This is a genomic window from Bacillota bacterium LX-D (genome assembly GCA_031628995.1).
GTDB lineage: Bacteria > Bacillota > DUOV01 > DUOV01 > Zhaonellaceae > JAVLUO01.
The window spans coordinates 249,375-265,541 of record JAVLUO010000002.1; the positions used below are offsets into that span (position 1 = coordinate 249,375).

Genomic DNA, 16,167 nt, shown 5'->3' on the forward strand with positions numbered 1-16,167 from the left:
ACACCTCCAATTTAAATAGCTAAAAAATTATTAATAAGCTGTTTCCCAGCTTCAGTCAGAATAGATTCAGGGTGAAACTGCAACCCATAAACGGGAAACTCCCGGTGCTTAATTCCCATTATAATTCCATCTTCCGTTGCAGCTGTTATTTCCAACTGCTCATTAAGGCTAGCCTCATTAATGACCAAGGAATGATATCTGGCAACGGAAAGAGGATTTTTGACCTTAGCAAATATATCTGTACCTTTGTGGGTTATTACTGATGCTTTTCCGTGCATAATTTTCGGAGCTTTAACGATTTCTGCCCCATAGGCGTAACCAATGGCCTGATGCCCTAGGCAAATGCCTAAAATAGGTATTTGCCCTTGAACTGCTTTAATCAGCTCCACGCAATTTCCAGCATTTTCAGGTCTGCCGGGACCAGGGGAGAGGACTATTTGGGAAAAATCCGCTTCTAGGATTTCGGCAATAGTTATTTGGTCATTGCGCCTAACTTCAATCTTAGGAGTGAACTCCCCCAGGTATTGATACAGGTTGTAAGTAAAAGAATCGTAATTATCGATTAAGAGAATCATAATAAAGCCTCCTTTAATACCATGGCCTTAGCTAATACTTCCTCATATTCTTTGTCGGGGATAGAATCATAAACAATGCCTGCTCCAGACTGAATGTACGCTTTACCGTCCTTAAAGACAATTGTCCTAATGGCAATACACATATCTGAGTTACCTGAATAGGAGAAATAGCCAACTGCACCAGCGTAAATACCTCGGCGGACATTTTCCAACTCATCGATAATTTCCATGGCTCTTACCTTTGGGGCTCCAGAGACAGTGCCGGCTGGTAAACAAGCTGCTAAAGCAGAAAAACAAGATTTATCTTCTCGAATCTTTCCAGCTACTGTAGATACTAGATGCATGACATGGGAATATAAATCTACTTCCATGTACCTTTTAACTTCCACTGTGCCAAATTGACTTATTTTCCCTAGATCATTTCTGCCTAGATCTAGCAGCATCATGTGTTCTGCCCGTTCCTTTTCGTCCGCCAGCAATTCTTGTTTTAAGAGCTCATCTTCTTCAGCTGATTTACCTCTCGGTCTAGTACCGGCAATAGGATTAGTTAGCACAATGCTATCTTTGAGGCTAACTAAGCTTTCTGGAGAAGAGCCAATTACTTGGTGGGTACCAAAATCTAAATAAAATAAATAGGGGGAAGGATTAATGGATCTTAACTTCCTATAAGCGTCAAAGGGATCCATTTCAGTTGCAGCCGTTAATCTCAGGGATAATACGGCTTGGAAAATATCTCCTTCGACAATATATTTTTTAATTTTTTCAACCATCTCCATATAGGCTTCTCGGCTATAGTTGGTTTGCACTTCCTTTAAGGGACCTGCAGTGCCTATGGGATGTATTTGCTGCGGTCGTAAAATGCAATCTTTAAGTTCAGCTAATTGCTCCAGAATCTCTGTATAACCAATGTTTTCTTCCGGCATGGTATTATAAATTAATAAAACTTGATGACGGTAATGATCATAGGCAATAACATTTTGATACAACATGAGACACGCTTCAGGTGCATTAATAGTGTCAGTGTTTTCATCGGGAAGTTTCTCATATTGTCTAATCACATCGTAGCCCACATAGCCAACTGCTCCTCCAAAAAAAGGTGGTAAAGTACTTTGCTGTTTAGATTTGTATTTTTGGAAAAGCTGCTCTATTTCTTCAAGAATGTTGCCTTCAATATGGATTATGGAATTGTCTTTTTCAATTTTAATTTTCTTGCCATAACTGCTCATAATCAGATAGGGGTTTGCTCCTAGAAAAGAATAGCGTCCCCAGGTGTTTCCGTTTTCTGCACTTTCTAAAAGGAACTTATGCTGTCCCTGTAAGTTATAAAATAAGCTGATGGGTGTAAATTCATCTGCATTAATAGTCAAAACAACTGATGTTAAATAGCCTTGCGATTTAATTGCTTCAAATTCTGCTTCCTTAGGATAAATCAAAATCCTCACCTCATTTACTATAAATAAAAAAGCACTTCATCCCAATTCATGGGACGAAGTGCCGTGGTGCCACCCAAATTAAGCATTAAGTATAGCATGAAAAATAAAAAGCATTTCATCCCTTAGGACGAAATGCTCAGCATTTACTATGCCACCTAAATAGCTTCTTTTCCAGGTACGGAATTATAAAAGAGAATTCGATACCCTGTCCTTGTAACGGCGGACCCCCGGTTTTTGCTACTAGAAAAATCTTTCGCATTACTTCTTGTGGAACCATTCAATAGCAATCGTAGTGCTGGATTTCCACCGTCACCAGCTCTCTATAACTCGTATCTTCTATCTACTCTTTCCACGCATTGAATTTACTATTTTAAATTTATAAATATAATATATAAATATAATAATTGTATTTAAATAAGATTGCAAGATTTATTTAAAAATTTATTATATTTATTTTATATTCTATCTTTCAATGATTTCATTTATACTTATTTCATTGTATTCTTTATTCAAGACATTGGTTCCTATTTGGTGATAAAAAGTTATAATTAAAATGAAAAGCCTATTTTACGAATTAATGAAAGTTGTGATTAAATGATTAGATATGCTGATATTGTAAGCTCATCTGTAGTGGATGGTCTAGGAATACGGGCAGTTGCCTATTTGCAAGGCTGCAGTATTAATTGCCCTGGCTGTCACAACCCCCAGCTGCAAAAGCACGACGGAGGAAGTGAAGTTACTGAAGAAGAATTTGCAGCATTGTTACTAAGTAAATTGACTCCCATACATAAAGGAATAACCTTCAGCGGAGGGGAGCCTACGGAACAGGCAGAAGCTTTGTTTAAGGTTATATCTTTGCTGAAAGCAAAACAGCCGAATATTGATATTTGGCTGTTCAGCGGCCACACCTTTGAAGAAATAAAGCACTTACCTGTATTAAAATTAGTTGATTATTTAGTAGATGGGCCATTTCTACTGCAGAAAAGAAACTTAAATTTAACTTTCCGCGGCTCGGAAAACCAAAGGATAATTGATGTGCAGAAATCCTTGGTACAAAAGGAAATAGTTGAACTTAAATTATAAGCAAACATAACAAGAATGAGGTGCTTTCATGTCTAAGGGTTTTAAATTACGTGAACATGGTGATCTTGCTTATTTAACTATTCCGGCTTTCGATGAGACTAATTTGGTAACTCATTGCTTTACCACTAGAAAAGGAGGCTTTAGCCAAGAGCCTTTTAGCAGTTTAAATATGGCATTGCACGTAAAGGATGACCCAACTGCTGTCTGCCAAAACAGGGCTAAGATTTGTAATGCTTTAGGTATTAGGGCAACTGATCTGGTAACTGGTGAACAAGTCCATGGGGAAAATATTTTGGTAATTACAGAACAACAGAAGGGGAAAGGTGCTTTGGATTATAGTTCAACTTGCAAGGCAGTAGATGCTTTTATTACAAACAAAAGGAGTATACCTCTAAGCACTTTTTATGCCGATTGTGCACCTATTTTTATTTTAGATCCTGTTACGCCGGCAATTAGTTTAGCCCATGCAGGCTGGAAGGGTACTGTTGCAAAAATTGGGGCTAAAGCTATGCTGAAAATGCAGCAGGAGTTTGGTACAAAACCTGAAGATTGTTTAATTGGAATTGGACCTTCTATTGGTCCCTGCTGTTACGAAGTAGATGAGAGGGTTATTAGTCAGTTCGCCCAAAAATTTAGTAATTATCAGGATTTTATACAAGCAAAAGCTCCTGGGAAATGGTTGTTGGATCTTTGGCAGGCCAATAAGACGGCGTTACTAGAAGTAGGTATCCGGGAAAAAAATATTACCAATAGTGGCTTTTGTACTAATTGCCACAATGACTTGTTTTTTTCTTATCGGGCAGAGAATGGCCAAACAGGAAGAATGGCTGCCTTATTGATGCTTAACTAAATGTTGCTTCTAGTAGCGGGACTAGAAGGATTTAGTATTTAAATGCAGAATTTTCTATTTTTAGTAGAAATATTTTGTGGGATTAAATTGGTCAATAAGGAGAATTTTTCATGGCAGAAGCAACTATGCCCCGCAGAGCTCGTTTGCAAAGACAAAGGCGGAATAGAAAGCGTAAACATTTTATTTCAAAAGTTATTATGTTTGCCTTGCTCGTTTTAACATGCTGGCTAATAGTTGGACAAGTCTATGATTTGATTTTAGAACATTTAATCAAAACAGCTGAGGTAAGGTATGGAGTACTGGAGCAACGGCTGCCTACTGATGCAATTGTAGCTCGGGAAGAAACGGTTTATACTGCCCCGGTTAGCGGAAAAGTTCAGCTAATGGTAAAGGAAGGGCAAAGAGTGCCTAAAAACTTTGAGATTCTTAAATTAATAGGGGAAGGATCTAATCAAAATGAGACCCGGCCTGTTTATAAAGTTATGGCCACTAGAACAGGTATTGTTTCTTTCCATCTTGATGGCTTAGAAAATGTAATTACACCGACGACTATTTTGCAGCTTGGGGAGAGTAATTTAAAGCAAAATGTAAAAAATCTGGAAACACAAAAAAAGCAACAAACTAGTACAGTTTCCGGAGGAACTCCTCTGGTTAAAATAGTGAACAATATTAAGCCTATTGTCCTTGATTTAAACCTAGATAAGAAACAAATCAAAACTTTGCCCAAAGAAGGGGAAACTTTGGCTTTTAGGATTCCCAAATACGAAGAAAAATGGTTTATGAAAATAACGAAAATAAACCAAACTAAAAATAGTGTACGGATTATAGCGGAATGTAATGAATGGCCTAACGAAATAATATACAAAAGGACAATCGGCTTAAATGTAATTAACGAAACTTACCAAGGGATAATTGTTCCCCAGGAAGCTATAGTCCATAAAAATAGTCGAAGTTATGTTTATAAGGTAACTGCTAATGGTTTTGCTTTAGTAGATGTCCAAATAAATGGACAAATCAAAGGTCAGGCTGCAGTTTCAGGCTTAGAGCCTGGCGATGAAATACTTGTTAATCCAAAAACTGTAGCTAAACATTTAAATAGAATCGCAATTAGCAGGAAATAACAAGAAAATGTAGAAAATTAATATAGTCTAGGAGGTGTATGTTTTGACACAGATATCAGCGAATATTCAGCTTATACGTGAAAAAGTCAATGCTGCAGCCAAGAAGGCAGGTCGGAATCCTGACGATATTAAAATAATTGCTGTGACTAAAACTGTAGAAGCTGCTCAAATAAACGAAGCTTTAAAATGCGGAATAACTGCTATAGGTGAAAATAGAGTCCAGGAAATACTGCGCAAGTATGATGATGTTGAAGGCAATGTTCAGTGGCATTTAATTGGGCACCTCCAAACAAATAAAGTAAAATACATTGTTAATTTGGTTGATATGATTCATTCTTTGGACAAAATAGAGTTAGCTCAAGAAATTTCCAAAAGGGCTTTGCAAAATCATAAGGAAATACCTGTTTTAGTCCAAGTAAATATTTCTGAAGAAGAAAGCAAATTTGGTTTAAAGGCGGAGGAAACGGAGTCCTTTATTCAGGAGGCAGCAGGATATCCAGGCCTCAAAATAATGGGCTTAATGACTATAGCTCCTTATGAAGAAGAGTCTGAACAAACTCGTCCAGTTTTTAGAGAATTAAAGGAATTAAGTCAATTTATTGCTGGTAAAAACATTCCGGGAGTTGAAATGCGTTATCTGTCTATGGGTATGACTAATGATTTTGAAATTGCTATAGAAGAAGGGGCTAATCTGATCAGGGTGGGGACAGCAATTTTTGGAGCCCGGAGTTATAGATAAGGAGGAAAAGAAATGGGTAAATTTGTTGATAAAGTATTAGGTTTCATGGGCTTTGAGGCTGAAGAAGTTGAAGATGCAGTTGTGCGGGAGGAACCATCTGCTTGGAATGAAAGAAAGGAAAAAAACAGCAAGAATAATATTGTTAGCTTGCCTGCTCCTAAGCCGATGAAAATGGTATTAGTTAAACCTACAGCATTTGAACAAGTGCAAGGAATTGCCGACCATTTAAAAGGCCGCAAGCCTGTTATTGTCAATTTGGAGGAAGCTGATCGGGAAATTGCCAAAAGAATTATCGATTTCTTAAGCGGAACAACATATGCTTTAGGAGGCAGCATGCAAAAAATTAATGCGGCGATTATGCTTTTTGTTCCCAGTAATGTGGACGTTTCCGGTGAGATAGGCAGTATTATGGATAAAGGGATTTTTAACTTGACTAAATGCTAATGGAGGCTTTAACTTGAAAGTTGGCTTAATAGGTGGAGGGAAAATTAGTGAGGCAGTGATTAGCGGTGTTATTGGGGCAAATTTTTTAACAGGAAAAGAATTACTGGTAAGTGAACCAGATCAAGCTAGAGCTGCTTATTTAGTTGAAAACTATCAGGTTGCTATATTAAAGGATAATCAATCCGCTGCTGCTTCAGCAGATATTTTAATCTTAGCTGTAAAGCCTCAGATTATTAAAAAAGTATTAACTGAATTAAATTCAGTTTTAGAACCAGGAAAATTGGTTATATCTATGGTTGCGGGTATTCCTCTTGCACTTCTTGAAGAATTTTTACCCCATAGCCCTGTTATTCGAGTAATGCCTAACACACCTTGCTTAATTGGCAAAGGCATTTCCGCCTTTTCCTTAGGCAGTAAAGCTACAGAAGAAGATCAGGCTGTGGCTCAAAAAATACTTATAGCACTTGGTGAAACTATTTGCTTACCTGAAACAATGTTAGATGCGGTAACGGCTGTTAGTGGAAGTGGCCCTGCTTACGTGTATTTGTTTATTGAAGCCTTTATCGATGCAGGCGTAAAGATTGGATTGCCTAGGGATATTGCCCAAAAATTGGTGCTGCAAACTATTTTGGGCTCTACGGAGCTAGTAAGCAAAACAGGTAAGCACCCTGCAGAATTAAAAGACATGGTTACTTCTCCAGGAGGTACAACTATAAGTGCCCTCTGCGAAATGGAAAAAAGCGGTTTCCGTGCTAGTATCTTTAATGGAGTTATGGCTGCAGAGCAGAAGTCCAAAGACTTAAGTAAATAATTGAGGTGATTTTACCAGTTGATATATACTATTGTTTATTATGCCTTTGAAATTCTAAGCTGGTTAATTATTGCTCGGGTATTGCTTTCTTGGATTCCACACGATCCAAGCAATAAGATTATCGGATATATTTATGAAATAACAGAACCTGTCTTAGCTCCTTTTAGACGGTTGATGCCTAGAAGTGCGATGCCGATTGACTTTTCCCCCCTTCTTGCCATTCTAGTGCTGCAATTGCTAGAAAGAATGGTTTTGTCATTTTTTCGCTAAATGACTAGGGAAAAATAATTTATGAATTTTCAGAATGCGGAGGAAAAAGGCATCCTAAGTAGAATCTTAGATTTGGCGGAACAAGTTTTAAAAACCCAGCAAGTCTTAGTTACGGACTTTTACGAGCCAAATTATCTTGAACTTGGTCAGGAAGCCCTTAAGAGGTATTCCGATTTAAAAATTTCCTTTGTAGGGGGGTACTCAGGGGCAGAGCGGCAAAGAATAGTTATTTTCCCCGACTACATAGATGCTGAAGCAATTCCTCAATTGGTTGATATAGTTAATCTCAAAGGTGGGAAAAATTTTCACCTCCTTAAACATCGTGACTTTTTAGGAGCTGTCTTAGGGCTAGGTATTCGCAGGGAAAAGATTGGAGATATTTTGGTTGGAGAAGGAATTTGCTCTATTGTAGCTGCTAAAGATTTAGCCCCTTATATCCAAAGCAATTTAAGCCGGGTGGGTTCTGTACAAGTTCAAGCAGAGCTAGGAATAATTTCTGAAGAATCCTTGGTTAAAAAATTTAAATTAATCAATACAACTGTATCTGCTTTACGACTAGATGCTGTAAGCTGTCAGGGATTCGGATTATCCAGAAGTCAGATGGTTAACGAAATAAAGTCTGGAAAATTAAAAGTTAACTGGAAAGAAAACAGCAAAGTAGATTTCACGGTCAAGGAGGGAGATGTTATATCCTGCCGTGGAAAAGGCAGAATTATTATCGAGGAAATAGTTGGGTTAACCAAAAAGGGCAGATATAGTATTGTCCTAAGGAGATTGCTTTAGTAATTTTGTTATAAGGGAATTGCTGTTTAGGTGCTTAAGCTTCTTCAAAGCTACGCTACTTTAAGATGAAAAAAATAATTGGAGGTGCCTAATATGCTCCTTACTCCTTTGGATATTCAAAATAAAGAATTTCGCAAGGTCTTACGTGGTTATAGTGAAGAAGAGGTTAATGTTTTTTTGGCTCGGGTTTTGCGTGATTATGAGCAAATGTATAGTGAAAATCAACAACTAAAAGAACAGATTAAAAGTATAACTTTAGAATTAGATCATTTTAAACAAATTGAAGGAACTTTAAATCAAACTATGATTATTGCTCAGCAAACAGCGGAAGAAGTTAAGGAAAATGCCCGTAAAGAGTGTGAACTTCTAGCTAAGGAAAATCAATTAGCTATTCAGCAGCTGATTAAGGAGGCCGAGCAAAAAGTTTTAAGTTTAGAAATGGAATATGAAAAAGTTCGCAAGAATTTCCAAGGTTTTAAAGCGCAAATGAAAGGGTTGTTAGTTGCTCAACTGGAAATGCTCAACGAAGATGAACAAGCAGAGCTTAAACAAGAATTAGCGTAAAGTTAAGTAAATTTGACAACTATAAATCCTATGTTATAATTATTTCTATATGCAAAACCATAAAATATTTACAAAAATAATGAACGGGACAGTAAATTAAACAACATGTTGAAGCGAGTCTGGGAAAGTGGAAGCCAGGTAACAGTGTTTAATTGAAGATCACCCTGGAATTGGGATCTGAATTTAGTAGGATACCCCGGTAGGTTGCCGTTATAACTTGGAGCGATGCTGCGGATTTAACCGTAGCATAATTAAGGTGGTAACACGGGAAATAGTACTCTCGTCCTTTGGGGCGGGGGTTTTTATTTTGGCAATTTTTTAAAGAGGTGAAAAATAAATGGAATACGATAAGACCCTTAATTTACCTAAAACGGATTTCCCCATGAGGGGTAATTTGCCTCAGCGGGAGCCCGAGGTACTTAAGTTTTGGGAAGAAAAGAACATTTATAAAATGGTTCAGGAAGCAAATCAGGGAAAACCAAAATTTATTTTGCATGATGGACCTCCCTATGCCAACGGGGACATTCACTTAGGCACAACTTTAAATAAAGTCTTAAAAGATATTATTGTTAAGTTTTATTCCATGTCTGGCTATGATGCTCCCTATGTACCTGGTTGGGATACCCATGGACTTCCTATCGAACAGCAAGCAATTAAAAATTTAAAGCTTAACCGCCATGAAATTGATCCAGTTGAATTTCGTAATCGCTGTGCGGAATATGCCCTTAAGTATGTGAATATCCAAAGAGAATCCTTCAAACGCTTAGGCGTTAGGGGAGAATGGGATAACCCATACTTAACTTTAAAACCAGAGTACGAAGCAGCTCAAATAGGTGTCTTTGGTGAAATGGCAACTAAAGGCTACATTTATAAAGGATTAAAACCTGTTTACTGGTGTTCTGACTGTGAAACTGCTTTAGCTGAAGCTGAAGTTGAGTACCAAGATAAAAGATCAGCTTCTATTTATGTTAAATTTGCAGTTAAAGATGCTAAGGGTTTGTTCCCAGAGGAAAACAGCTATGTTGTTATTTGGACAACTACTCCTTGGACTATTCCTGCCAATGTGGCTATTTCACTGCACCCCGAATATGAATATGTTTTAGTTAAAGTTGGAGCGGAAAATTTACTAATGGCCAAGGAACTTTATGCAGGTGTGCTGGAACATTGCGATTTACCAAAGGGAGAAATTCTTCAAACCTTTAAGGGCAGTGATTTAGAAAGAATAGTTTGTCGTCACCCCATTTTTGACCGGGAGTCTTTAGTTATTTTGGGTGATCATGTAACTTTAGATGCGGGTACTGGTTGTGTGCATACAGCACCGGGACATGGTTTAGAAGACTATGAAGTTGGTCGTAAGTATAATTTACCTATTATTTCTCCTTTAGATAATAAAGGACGTTTTACGGAAGAAGGAGCCCAGTTTAAAGGTTTAAGCTACAAAGAAGCAAATAAAGCCGTGGCCAAAGAATTAGAAGAGCGGGGAGCGTTATTAAAACTCAGTTTTATTCAACACCAATATCCACATTGCTGGCGTTGTAAGCACCCTGTTATTTTCAGAGCTACTGAGCAATGGTTTGCCTCTATTGATGGCTTTAGAGAGGCAGCACTGCAGGCTATAAAGGATGTACAATGGATTCCTGCCTGGGGTGAAGATAGAATTCATAACATGATTGCCGAGCGCAGTGACTGGTGTATTTCCCGCCAAAGGACTTGGGGAGTTCCCATTCCTATTTTCTACTGCGCAGAATGTAATGAGGCGATTGTCAATAAAGATACTATTCAGCATATTCAAGAGCTATTTAAACAGCATGGTTCCAATATTTGGTTTGCCAAGGAAGCTGATGAATTAGTACCACAGGGTTTAAAATGTCCAAAATGCGGTCATGAACATTTCCGTAAGGAAAAAGATATTATGGATGTATGGTTTGACTCAGGTTCAAGCCATGCTGCCGTATTAAAAAATAGACAAGATTTAGCTTGGCCTGCAGATTTATACCTGGAAGGCAGCGACCAACACAGGGGCTGGTTTAACTCTTCTTTGTCTACAGCCGTTGCTACAGAGGGGCGTGCACCTTATAAAAGAGTATTAACCCATGGCTATGTAGTTGATGAAAAAGGACGGAAGCAATCTAAATCTTTAGGAAACGGAATTGATCCTTTGGATGTAATTAAACAAATGGGGGCGGATATTTTACGCTTGTGGGTAGCATCTGCTGACTATAAAAGAGATGTTTCAGCTTCACCTAAAATTATGAAGCAAATGACGGAAGCTTACCGCAAAATTAGAAATACTTGCCGTTTCTTATTAGGTAACCTGTATGACTTTGAACCTGCTATGCACCAGGTTAATTACGATCAATTATTAGAAATTGACCGGTGGGCATTGCTGAAGCTTCATAAATTAATTAAAAAAGTTACTGAAGCTTATCAGAGTTATGAGTTTCACGTTGTCTATCATAGTATCCACAACTTTTGTGTAGTAGATATGAGTGCTTTTTATTTAGATATTATTAAAGATAGAGTTTATACGGCAAAACCCGATTCCTTAGAGCGTAGAGCTGCCCAAACCGTCATGTATGAAATTATTATGGCCTTAGTTAAATTAATTACTCCTGTTTTAGCTTTCACTAGCGAAGAAATTTGGACCTATATTCCTAAGTCTGCTGAAAGCCCAATTAGTGTTCAGCTAGCCGGCTGGCCTGAAGTAAATGAAAATTATTTAGATGAAAAGTTAGAAAGTAAATGGGACAAATTAATTGCTCTACGTGAAGAAGTAGCCAAGGTTTTAGAAGTAGCACGACAGGATAAAGTATTAGGAAATTCTTTAAATGCTAAAGTTAATCTTTATTTAGCTAAGGATTGGTATGATTTCTTAAGTCCTTTAGAAAATGAATTAGCTGCAATATTTATTGTTTCAGCAGTAGAATTAAGAACTTTCGCAGAAGCTCCTCAAGAAGCTGTTGCAGCTATGGAACTAGACGGAATAAAGCTACTAGTTAGCACCGCTCCAGGGGAAAAATGTGAACGCTGCTGGACCTATAGCACTACTGTAGGTCAAAATGCCCAGCATCCCACTATTTGTACCCGCTGTGCTGAAGTGATTAACAGCTAGGGTGAGAGCTTTGGACCCAACTGACCGTTTATACACGAAAGAACAAGTATGGCTGTTAATTTTAGATAAAGAAATTGCAGTTGGAGTTACCAGGACTGCTTTACAACAGTGCGGAAAAATTTTATATGTGGATTATCCTCAGGAAGACCAATATGTTCAATTAAATGAACATATTGTTGTGATCGAAGGGGAATTGGCTAACATTGTGGTGCAGAGCCCTGTGCAAGGGCAGATTACCGCTGTTAATGAAGGGCTAGCTGACAGCCCTGAACTGTTAAAGCTAGACCCATATGATCTAGGCTGGCTGGTCAGAATAGAATCTGACGGTAAAGTCGTCCTAGATAAGGAGTGTGATAAATAATGACTGGGGAAGGGGAAAAACAAAAGATTAACCCTCTAACTTATCTTGTAATGCTCATGGTATTATTAGGGGTTGTGCTGGCCATTGTAACTTTTTATACCAAGCAAGATGTGGTTGCCAGAGTTAATGGGGAAGATATAACTAAGGAAGAGTTGTATAATTATCTTGTAAAAGAAAGTGGACAGGATGCATTGAATACTTTAATAGCCGAAAAAATTACTGAGCAGGAGGCTAATAAACAAAACATTAAGATTACGGACCAAGATATAGAAAAGGAAATGCAAAAAATATATAAAAGCTATGGAGGACAAGCAACATTTGAACAATTTGCTGCTTCAAATGGTTACTCCATGGAAGATGTAAAAAAAGACTTAGTCATGAGTCTAAAGTTGCAAAAGCTTCTTGGACCGCAAATTAAAATAACTGAAGCAGAAATGAAAAGTTATTTTGCCAAAAACAAAGACAGTTTCCCTAAAAATGCAAATTATGCAGATAGCAAGGCTGAAATTAAAGAGGCTTTGTTTAATGAAAAAATACAAACGGAATATTATACTTGGCTGCAAAAAAAATACCAAGAATCTAAGGTTGAGAATTTCCTTGAAAAAAAATAACTTTATACAAGCTAATTTGCTCTAAAAATTAAACCCTTAAAGTAGAGATGATAATAATTTTTTATCTACATTAAGGGTTTAAAATTTTTTTAAACAACTCTCTGGCTGCCACAAATTTTTGGTACTGTAATTGGGATAGTTTTTCGTTTCCGTAGTAACGCCAACCTTTAGTACCTACTAACTTCAGTGGATATTTGCCCATATAGCCATAAACATCTTTAAGAGGGTAACCAAGGAAAACTCCGATTTCATGAGGAAATACACCAGAGCGCAGCTTCCAGGTGAGAATGTCTACATATTTTTCTAGGTTAAATACCTGTGGATAGCCTAGCTGTTGTAAAAAGCGAAGGTTATATTTTTTTTTCAAAATCATTTCTAAGGACTGTCGATGATAAAAGAGCATCTGCATCCTTGGCAGCTTTTTTAATAACCTAATTTCCTTATATTCCAAATAAGGGTATTGGGTTATTTTTTTTTTAGTTAAATCTAAATTATTGATTTCAATATTTAAAAGCTCACTTGGTTTTACGCCAATTATTGTAGCTCCGATTTTAACTAAAAATTCAGTTAAGTCATTATTTTGGCTATACATAAGTTGGCTCCTTTAATTTAGACCATTATTTCTTGGTGCATTACTTTCGTTCTACTAACTATGATAACCTTTAAAGGTTTATTTATGAGCATTATTTATTTTTTGTTACTCTGCTGCTTTTTTGGGTACATTAAGGTAATAATATGAGGTGAAAAAATGCTGAAGCAAAAAAAATCGACTAACTTAGTTGCTTTACAAAGTAAAACCAATGAACTTATAAAGCGGATGGAGAAGCTAAATTTAGCCGAATATGTTGAAATGCTGAGGGATCCCAAAAGGCTCCTTTGGACTAATTTTTTGGCGGGAGCTGCTCGGGGAATAGGTATGGCAGTAGGTTTTACACTTTTGGGTGCTTTAGTAATTTACCTTTTACAACGTGTTGTTTTATTAAATTTGCCTGGCATAAGCAATTTTTTAGCAGATATTATTCGGATGGTACAAGAGCAAAGTTGATGGGAGGATATTATGGATAAAAATAAATTAGAGATATACAAGCAGAGATTGGAAAAAATGCAAAAAGAAAATGAGGAACTAATTAATAATATGGATGAAAGGGGACTAGATCTGCCTTTGCAGGATAGTATCAGCGAACTATCATCTTATGATAATCATCCTGCTGATTTAGGCTCAGAAGTCTTTGAAAAAAGTAAGGATTTAGCTTTACGGGAGAATACATTAATTCAACTTCAAAAGATTAAGGATGCGCTGCAAAAAATTAACGAGGGCACCTATGGCAGGTGCAGTCAATGCGGCCAGGAAATACCTGAAGACAGGCTAGAAGCTATACCAGAATCTACTTTATGTCTAAAGTGCCGCAAGGATTATGAGGGCGAGGGAGATAGACATCCTAGGCCTCTTGAGGAGGATGTTGTTGTACCACCTTTCGGAGGGCGCACCCATGACCAATCAGAACGTGAACTTGGAGATGCAGAAGATGATAATGCGTATGATGGAGAAGACGCCTGGCAAGAAGTAGCTCGTTATGGTTCTTCCGATACACTTTCCGATAATCCTAATACCAGTAACTATCCAGATATTTATCCCGATAGTGATGAAGATATTGGATTTACAGAAGATGTGGATCATATTCCTTATGAAAAAGGTAAAGACGGCGTTATTTATGAAGACTATGGCAGGCAGGATTAAAACAAGAGGCAGGTTAACCTGCCTCTTGTTTTAAATAAAATAAAGGGAGGATATTAAGTGCGCATTTTGCGAACTTTCTTCGCCAGCCTACTTCCAAGCATAGCGAGAGGATAAGCTAAAACTAAAAGCCACTTCATATTTTTATTATTAATCATAATAATGCCCCCCTTCTTCAAATTTAGTTTTTCCTAAAATCCAAAAACTATTTATCCGCTGCCACGTTGAGGCAAAGAATAGAATGTGCTAAAATTAACAAGATTAAGAGAGCCAGGAGGGGAGATTTTTGTTGCTGTTTTGGATTGCAGGGGTAATTTTAGCCCTAGACCAAATAACAAAATATATTGTTATTAGAAATATGCTGCCTGGACAGTCAATACCTGTATTTCCCGGTATTTTTCATCTCACTTTTGTGGAAAACCCAGGTGGAGCTTTTAGTTTATTTGCCAATCAAACTGCTTCTTTTGTTGTCCTAGGCACAATTATTACTGCTCTGATTATTTTTGTTTATTTTCGCTTAAAACCTGAGCAAAAGCTTTTTAAGGCAGCTTTAGCTTTGGAAGTTGGAGGTGCCCTAGGCAATTTAATAGATCGGGTTAGGACAGGATATGTTACTGATTTTTTTGATTTTCGGATTTGGCCGGTATTTAATATAGCTGACATGGCCATAGTTTTAGGTGTAATTATTTTATGCTGGGAACTACTACGCAGGCCTGAGGAAAAAGACACTGTTTAAAAGGTGAGTGACATGGAAATAGTCAAATTTTTGGCGACAGACTTAGAACAGGGAAGACGCTTAGATCATTATTTAGCTGAAAACATAGCTGATTTATCCCGCTCTAGAATCCAAAGTTTAATTGCAGAAGGACAAGTTAAAGTTAATGAGCAGATTGTTAAAGCAAATTATAAGCTTAGAGTAGGGGACCATATAACTTTAAAGATACCTGACCCCCAAATTCTAAAAGTTGTTCCGGAAAATATCCCGCTAGATATTCTCTACGAAGATGATGATGTTGTGGTAGTTAATAAATCTCAGGGAATGGTTGTTCATCCTGCCCCAGGTAACTACTCGGGAACACTGGTTAATGCTTTGCTTTACCATTGCAAAAATTTATCGGGAATAAATGGAATACTGCGTCCTGGTATTGTCCATCGCATTGACAAAGATACTTCCGGTGTGTTGGTAGTTGCAAAAAACGATTCTGCCCATCAAAATTTAGCTGTCCAAATTAAAGATCATACTGTCCGGAGGATTTATTTGGCTATTGTTCATGGAGTAATTAAAGAACAAACTGGAATGATTGATGCTCCCATAGGCAGAGATCCTGCAGACAGGAAGAAAATAACTGTAATTTCTAGAAACAGCAAGGACGCTATAACAACTTATGAAGTTCTAGAAAGGTTTGCAGATTTTACATTTTTGCAATTAAAACTGAAAACAGGGAGAACACATCAAATTAGGGTACATATGTCTTATGTAAAACATCCTGTTCTAGGCGACCCTCTTTATGGACCACAGCAGAATAAACTGAAAGTTAGTTTAAAGGGCCAAGCGCTACATGCAGCAAAACTAGGCTTCATCCATCCTAGTACCAATGAATACATGGAATTTTCTGCACCATTACCTGTATATTTTGCTGATATTTTGACTAGACTGCGTGAGGAGAAGAATTAA

19 protein-coding genes and 1 other annotated feature are annotated in these 16,167 nt (G+C 37.4%); of the genes, 16 read left to right on the plus strand and 3 right to left on the minus strand.

Annotated features, from left to right (window positions below; translation table 11 throughout):
* Positions 1-11: 11 nt before the first annotated feature.
* Both RDV78_03645 and trpE read right to left on the minus strand, forming a co-directional pair.
* A complete protein-coding gene (locus tag RDV78_03645) occupies positions 12-575 on the minus strand; it encodes an aminodeoxychorismate/anthranilate synthase component II (GenBank protein MDS1029597.1) in 564 nt (187 codons plus the stop codon).
* Positions 572-2,008: an anthranilate synthase component I gene (gene trpE / locus RDV78_03650; protein MDS1029598.1), complete on the minus strand. Its 1,437-nt coding sequence runs from the start codon at positions 2,006-2,008 to the stop codon at positions 572-574. The genes RDV78_03645 and trpE overlap by 4 nt, the downstream gene beginning before the upstream one ends.
* Positions 2,009-2,602: 594 nt before the next feature.
* Between trpE and nrdG the strand changes: the two genes are divergently transcribed.
* From nrdG to RDV78_03710, 12 genes are all read left to right on the plus strand, one after another.
* Entirely contained in the window at positions 2,603-3,091 is a 489-nt protein-coding gene (gene nrdG / locus RDV78_03655; GenBank protein ID MDS1029599.1) for an anaerobic ribonucleoside-triphosphate reductase activating protein, read from the plus strand.
* A 28-nt stretch (positions 3,092-3,119) separates the two neighbouring features.
* Positions 3,120-3,941, plus strand: a complete 822-nt coding sequence (gene pgeF, locus RDV78_03660) for a peptidoglycan editing factor PgeF (protein MDS1029600.1) — start codon at positions 3,120-3,122, stop codon at positions 3,939-3,941.
* 110 nt (positions 3,942-4,051) lie between these two features.
* Positions 4,052-5,062: an HlyD family efflux transporter periplasmic adaptor subunit gene (locus tag RDV78_03665; protein ID MDS1029601.1), complete on the plus strand. Its 1,011-nt coding sequence runs from the start codon at positions 4,052-4,054 to the stop codon at positions 5,060-5,062.
* A gap of 43 nt (positions 5,063-5,105) precedes the next feature.
* Complete coding sequence (locus RDV78_03670; GenBank protein MDS1029602.1) at positions 5,106-5,801, plus strand: YggS family pyridoxal phosphate-dependent enzyme; 696 nt, start codon at positions 5,106-5,108, stop codon at positions 5,799-5,801.
* Between the two features lie 12 nt (positions 5,802-5,813).
* Entirely contained in the window at positions 5,814-6,245 is a 432-nt protein-coding gene (locus tag RDV78_03675; protein MDS1029603.1) for a cell division protein SepF, read from the plus strand.
* Positions 6,246-6,258: 13 nt separating this feature from the next.
* Positions 6,259-7,056 (plus strand): pyrroline-5-carboxylate reductase, encoded by a 798-nt coding sequence (gene proC, locus RDV78_03680; GenBank protein ID MDS1029604.1) that lies wholly within the window; start codon positions 6,259-6,261, stop codon positions 7,054-7,056.
* An 18-nt stretch (positions 7,057-7,074) separates the two neighbouring features.
* The gene (locus RDV78_03685) at positions 7,075-7,326 is read left to right on the plus strand and encodes a YggT family protein (protein ID MDS1029605.1); all 252 of its coding nucleotides are present in this window, start codon (positions 7,075-7,077) and stop codon (positions 7,324-7,326) included.
* Between the two features lie 21 nt (positions 7,327-7,347).
* On the plus strand, positions 7,348-8,109 hold the full coding sequence (locus RDV78_03690) for a YlmH/Sll1252 family protein (GenBank protein MDS1029606.1): 762 nt from the start codon (positions 7,348-7,350) through the stop codon (positions 8,107-8,109).
* 93 nt (positions 8,110-8,202) lie between these two features.
* Complete coding sequence (locus tag RDV78_03695) at positions 8,203-8,673, plus strand: DivIVA domain-containing protein (GenBank protein MDS1029607.1); 471 nt, start codon at positions 8,203-8,205, stop codon at positions 8,671-8,673.
* A 70-nt stretch (positions 8,674-8,743) separates the two neighbouring features.
* Positions 8,744-8,964 (plus strand) — a binding site (T-box leader).
* A 46-nt stretch (positions 8,965-9,010) separates the two neighbouring features.
* Complete coding sequence (ileS, locus tag RDV78_03700; protein MDS1029608.1) at positions 9,011-11,785, plus strand: isoleucine--tRNA ligase; 2,775 nt, start codon at positions 9,011-9,013, stop codon at positions 11,783-11,785.
* Between the two features lie 10 nt (positions 11,786-11,795).
* Positions 11,796-12,146 carry a glycine cleavage system protein H gene (locus tag RDV78_03705; GenBank protein ID MDS1029609.1) on the plus strand — a complete coding sequence of 117 codons (351 nt, stop codon included), beginning with the start codon at positions 11,796-11,798 and terminating at the stop codon, positions 12,144-12,146.
* Positions 12,146-12,757: a SurA N-terminal domain-containing protein gene (locus RDV78_03710; protein MDS1029610.1), complete on the plus strand. Its 612-nt coding sequence runs from the start codon at positions 12,146-12,148 to the stop codon at positions 12,755-12,757. The genes RDV78_03705 and RDV78_03710 overlap by 1 nt, the downstream gene beginning before the upstream one ends.
* 70 nt (positions 12,758-12,827) lie before the next feature.
* Here the strand turns inward: RDV78_03710 and RDV78_03715 are convergent, their stop codons facing one another.
* A complete protein-coding gene (locus tag RDV78_03715; GenBank protein ID MDS1029611.1) occupies positions 12,828-13,349 on the minus strand; it encodes a DUF3793 family protein in 522 nt (173 codons plus the stop codon).
* 156 nt (positions 13,350-13,505) lie between these two features.
* Between RDV78_03715 and RDV78_03720 the strand changes: the two genes are divergently transcribed.
* From RDV78_03720 to RDV78_03735, 4 genes are all read left to right on the plus strand, one after another.
* On the plus strand, positions 13,506-13,802 hold the full coding sequence (locus RDV78_03720; protein ID MDS1029612.1) for a DUF5665 domain-containing protein: 297 nt from the start codon (positions 13,506-13,508) through the stop codon (positions 13,800-13,802).
* A gap of 12 nt (positions 13,803-13,814) precedes the next feature.
* Entirely contained in the window at positions 13,815-14,495 is a 681-nt protein-coding gene (locus tag RDV78_03725) for a TraR/DksA C4-type zinc finger protein (protein MDS1029613.1), read from the plus strand.
* A gap of 283 nt (positions 14,496-14,778) precedes the next feature.
* Positions 14,779-15,228 (plus strand): signal peptidase II, encoded by a 450-nt coding sequence (gene lspA, locus RDV78_03730; GenBank protein MDS1029614.1) that lies wholly within the window; start codon positions 14,779-14,781, stop codon positions 15,226-15,228.
* Positions 15,229-15,240: 12 nt separating this feature from the next.
* A complete protein-coding gene (locus RDV78_03735) occupies positions 15,241-16,167 on the plus strand; it encodes an RluA family pseudouridine synthase (protein MDS1029615.1) in 927 nt (308 codons plus the stop codon).

What these genes read in the sequence shown, in the direction of transcription:
- RDV78_03645 (MDS1029597.1), bottom strand. Translation starts at nt 575, where the DNA reads ATGATTCTCTTAATCGATAATTACGATTCTTTTACTTACAACCTGTAT.
- nrdG (MDS1029599.1), top strand. Translation starts at nt 2,603, where the DNA reads ATGATTAGATATGCTGATATTGTAAGCTCATCTGTAGTGGATGGTCTA.
- pgeF (MDS1029600.1), top strand. Translation starts at nt 3,120, where the DNA reads ATGTCTAAGGGTTTTAAATTACGTGAACATGGTGATCTTGCTTATTTA.
- RDV78_03665 (MDS1029601.1), top strand. Translation starts at nt 4,052, where the DNA reads ATGGCAGAAGCAACTATGCCCCGCAGAGCTCGTTTGCAAAGACAAAGG.
- RDV78_03675 (MDS1029603.1), top strand. Translation starts at nt 5,814, where the DNA reads ATGGGTAAATTTGTTGATAAAGTATTAGGTTTCATGGGCTTTGAGGCT.
- RDV78_03690 (MDS1029606.1), top strand. Translation starts at nt 7,348, where the DNA reads ATGAATTTTCAGAATGCGGAGGAAAAAGGCATCCTAAGTAGAATCTTA.
- RDV78_03695 (MDS1029607.1), top strand. Translation starts at nt 8,203, where the DNA reads ATGCTCCTTACTCCTTTGGATATTCAAAATAAAGAATTTCGCAAGGTC.
- ileS (MDS1029608.1), top strand. Translation starts at nt 9,011, where the DNA reads ATGGAATACGATAAGACCCTTAATTTACCTAAAACGGATTTCCCCATG.
- RDV78_03710 (MDS1029610.1), top strand. Translation starts at nt 12,146, where the DNA reads ATGACTGGGGAAGGGGAAAAACAAAAGATTAACCCTCTAACTTATCTT.
- RDV78_03715 (MDS1029611.1), bottom strand. Translation starts at nt 13,349, where the DNA reads ATGTATAGCCAAAATAATGACTTAACTGAATTTTTAGTTAAAATCGGA.
- RDV78_03720 (MDS1029612.1), top strand. Translation starts at nt 13,506, where the DNA reads ATGCTGAAGCAAAAAAAATCGACTAACTTAGTTGCTTTACAAAGTAAA.
- RDV78_03725 (MDS1029613.1), top strand. Translation starts at nt 13,815, where the DNA reads ATGGATAAAAATAAATTAGAGATATACAAGCAGAGATTGGAAAAAATG.
- RDV78_03735 (MDS1029615.1), top strand. Translation starts at nt 15,241, where the DNA reads ATGGAAATAGTCAAATTTTTGGCGACAGACTTAGAACAGGGAAGACGC.